This is a genomic window from Vibrio sp. V04_P4A5T148, assembly GCF_963875605.1.
GTDB classification, from domain to species: domain Bacteria; phylum Pseudomonadota; class Gammaproteobacteria; order Enterobacterales; family Vibrionaceae; genus Vibrio; species Vibrio anguillarum.
Genome location: NZ_CAWNMS010000002.1, coordinates 1 through 2,960, shown reverse-complemented (window position 1 = coordinate 2,960; position 2,960 = coordinate 1). Strand labels below are relative to the sequence as shown.

Annotated in this window: 5 protein-coding genes; all 5 read left to right on the top strand. The window is 40.7% G+C overall.

Annotation, left to right across the window (positions count from 1 at the left end):
- Positions 1 to 444 precede the first annotated feature (444 nt).
- Positions 445 to 699 (top strand): type II toxin-antitoxin system Phd/YefM family antitoxin, encoded by a 255-nt coding sequence (locus AACT18_RS00045; protein WP_009836585.1) that lies wholly within the window; start codon positions 445 to 447, stop codon positions 697 to 699.
- On the top strand, positions 692 to 955 hold the full coding sequence (locus AACT18_RS00040) for a Txe/YoeB family addiction module toxin (RefSeq protein WP_009836584.1): 264 nt from the start codon (positions 692 to 694) through the stop codon (positions 953 to 955). The genes AACT18_RS00045 and AACT18_RS00040 overlap by 8 nt, the downstream gene beginning before the upstream one ends.
- A gap of 153 nt (positions 956 to 1,108) precedes the next feature.
- Complete coding sequence (locus tag AACT18_RS00035; RefSeq protein WP_094125624.1) at positions 1,109 to 1,762, top strand: Vat family streptogramin A O-acetyltransferase; 654 nt, start codon at positions 1,109 to 1,111, stop codon at positions 1,760 to 1,762.
- A 138-nt stretch (positions 1,763 to 1,900) separates the two neighbouring features.
- Positions 1,901 to 2,293: a hypothetical protein gene (locus tag AACT18_RS00030; protein WP_202599022.1), complete on the top strand. Its 393-nt coding sequence runs from the start codon at positions 1,901 to 1,903 to the stop codon at positions 2,291 to 2,293.
- A gap of 216 nt (positions 2,294 to 2,509) precedes the next feature.
- Entirely contained in the window at positions 2,510 to 2,800 is a 291-nt protein-coding gene (locus AACT18_RS00020; RefSeq protein WP_080536237.1) for a YkgJ family cysteine cluster protein, read from the top strand.
- Positions 2,801 to 2,960 lie beyond the last annotated feature (160 nt).

Genomic DNA, 2,960 nt, shown 5'->3' with positions numbered 1-2,960 from the left:
TGATCGTGTTGGGTTGTTTTTCGCTGTGAATTCAGCGGCAAAATAACCTTCAGCATCCAAACGTCCGCCGAGCATGCTACGCTCGTCACTTTTCTTCCAAATCGCTAAATTTGAGTTTTTTGGTTTCTTTGCTGATTTGATATTTTGGTTTATAAATGAATCGGTTAGTTTGTTTCAAGTTTACAAAAAAGCTCGTTCTTTGGTTGTGAAAGTGTCGGTGTCAATTGGTTGGCCTAACAAACGGCTCAAGAGGGATTGCCAACGCGTGGCGACTTTAGTACAAAATTGAAGTTTAGTGTTTACAGTGTGTTTTTTGAGTTCGGTGGTGCGTTGTCAACCCCTTAGCCGGGCGTTAGCTGCTTACAAGTTCGCATGTTCCATTAGCTGTACAAGTTGGTTTTTTAGTCATATACTTGTCTCATTAAATGTACATGTGGAGGTTTTATGAGAATTGTATCTTTTACAGAAGCTAGAAATAGCTTGAAGAGCGTTTTGGATGCTGTTGTTAATGACGCAGATACAACCGTGATCACACGTCGTGATTCTGAAGATGCCGTTGTTATGTCACTGGATTATTACAATAGCTTAATGGAAACGGTTCATTTACTTCGTTCTCCGGCAAATGCTGAGCACTTACATCGTTCAATTGCTCAATTTAAAGCGGGTAAGGTGAGCCAAAGAGATTTAATCGATGAGTAGTCGTTTATTATCTTGGACTGATGAATCTTGGAATGATTATGTTTATTGGCAGACGCAAGACAAGAAAACACTTAAACGTATAAATAAACTCATCACGGATGCTAAGCGTTCTCCTTTCGAGGGCATAGGTAAACCTGAGCCACTAAAAGAAAACTTATCTGGTTTTTGGTCGCGACGAATAGACGATGCGAATAGGTTAGTTTATGCGGTTGATGATAGTGCTATCACGATTATTTCTTGCCGTTATCACTATTAATTTAGGCTTTATCGTCAGGCAGCTAACAAACGGCTCAAGAGGGATTGCCAACGCGTGGCGACTTTAGTTTAAAATTGAAGTTCAGTGTTTACTGTGTGTTTTTTGAGTTCGGCTATGCGTTGTCAACCCCTTAGCCGGGCGTTATGAGTCATTATGGAGATATTTAATTTGTACGGTCCAAATCCAAATAATAAAGAGCCAATGGAAGGATTTCCTCAAATCGGCTACCTAAAAAACTATATTAAGTCTCCAAATATTGAAGTTGGTGACTATACATACTATGACGATCCTGACGGGCCTGAAAATTTTGAACGGAATGTGCTTTATCACTTCCCTTTTATTGGTGATAAGTTAAGGATTGGAAAGTTTTGTGCTATTGCTAAAGACGTTAAGTTCATTATGAATGGTGCAAACCACAATATGTCAGGTTTTTCAACTTATCCTTTTTTCATTTTTGGTAACGGTTGGGAAGTCTCAACCCCACAAGCTGGAGAGCTCCCTTATAAAGGCGACACAGTAATTGGTAATGATGTTTGGCTGGGTTATGAATCAACTATTATGCCTGGAATAACGATTGGTGATGGTGCCATTGTCGCGAGTAAGTCTGTTGTGGCACAAGATGTTCCTGCTTATTGCGTTGTTGGTGGTAACCCCGCTAAGATTTTAAAGTATCGTTTTGAGCCAAATGTCGTCGATAAATTGTTAGAAATTGCGTGGTGGAATTGGAGTTCAGAGAAAATAACACTCAACCTGAAAGCAATAACAAACAATGATTTAGAACTTCTTTTGGTGGGAAATGGCTCATAACAAACGCTTCAAGAGGGACAGCCAACGCGTGGCGTTTTTATTATGCGTTGGTTTCAGTGTTTACGGTGTTATGCGGAAAGTTGGTAGTATCGTTGTCTGCCCCTTAAGCGGGCGTTATACCCTTAAAAGGAGTTGGTATTGAAATCGTATGTGGTTAGTGAAAAAGTCCTGAAAAAAGTGATGCTTACTCTCTATCATCGTATCGTTGAACAAGAGAATGGTGGGGTACTTGATCTAAACAGATATAAGTTTCATGCCTTTGATCGTGACATGGAAGTTCAAGTGCCTGAAGTAGTTGATAGGCAAAGATCTATACCAAAAGTTAACTATGCAGCTTATGTTATGAGGATGGATGAACTGGGCTATATCAAGAGAGATGGTATGAATTTTGTGTTTACTGATTCAGGTTTTTTAGCGGCTAGCAAGTTGGCTTATCCAGTTAGGGTATGGTTTAAGACTCATTGGCTTGAACTATCAGGCTTAGTTGTAGGTATTGCAGCCTTAGTCGTTGCGATCAAGCAGCTATCTTGAGCACGGGTATAACAATCTGTTTAAGAGGGATTCGCAACGCGTGGCATTTTCACTATGCGTTGGTTTTAGTGTTTAAGGTGGTATGCGGCGGCATCGGTATTGCGTTGCTCACCCCTTAACAGGGCGTTATGGCTATCAAGTTGAGTTCATCATTAATGTCGGTAAATTGGTTTAAATTGGAGTACTATTCTGCGATTAAACTTGCTGAAGAACTCGATGACAATCCCAATTAAAAATGTATCAAATCCGGAAATATCGTGCTCAAACTGCCATGCTTGTTGTTGCCGTTTGGAGGTTATGATCATTACCGATACAGGTGTACCAGAGCAGCATATTGCATTCGATGAATGGGGTGGAGAAACTATGCTGCGTTTGTCAGATGGTTGGTGTTCAGCTCTAGATCGTGAAACGTTCATGTGCACAATTTACGAAAATCGCCCTTGGATTTGTCGAGAATTCGAAATGGGCTCTTACGAATGTCGAGATGAACGGATAGACCTTTTCTAAAGTTTTACCCAATAAATCAGTGAGTTGTTAGCCATAACAAACGGTTCAAGAGGGACAGCCAACGCGCGGCATTTTTATTATGCGTTGGTTTTTGTGGTTACGGTGTTATGCGGAAGCTTGGTAATGGCGTTGGCTGCCCCTTAACCGGGCGTTATGCAAC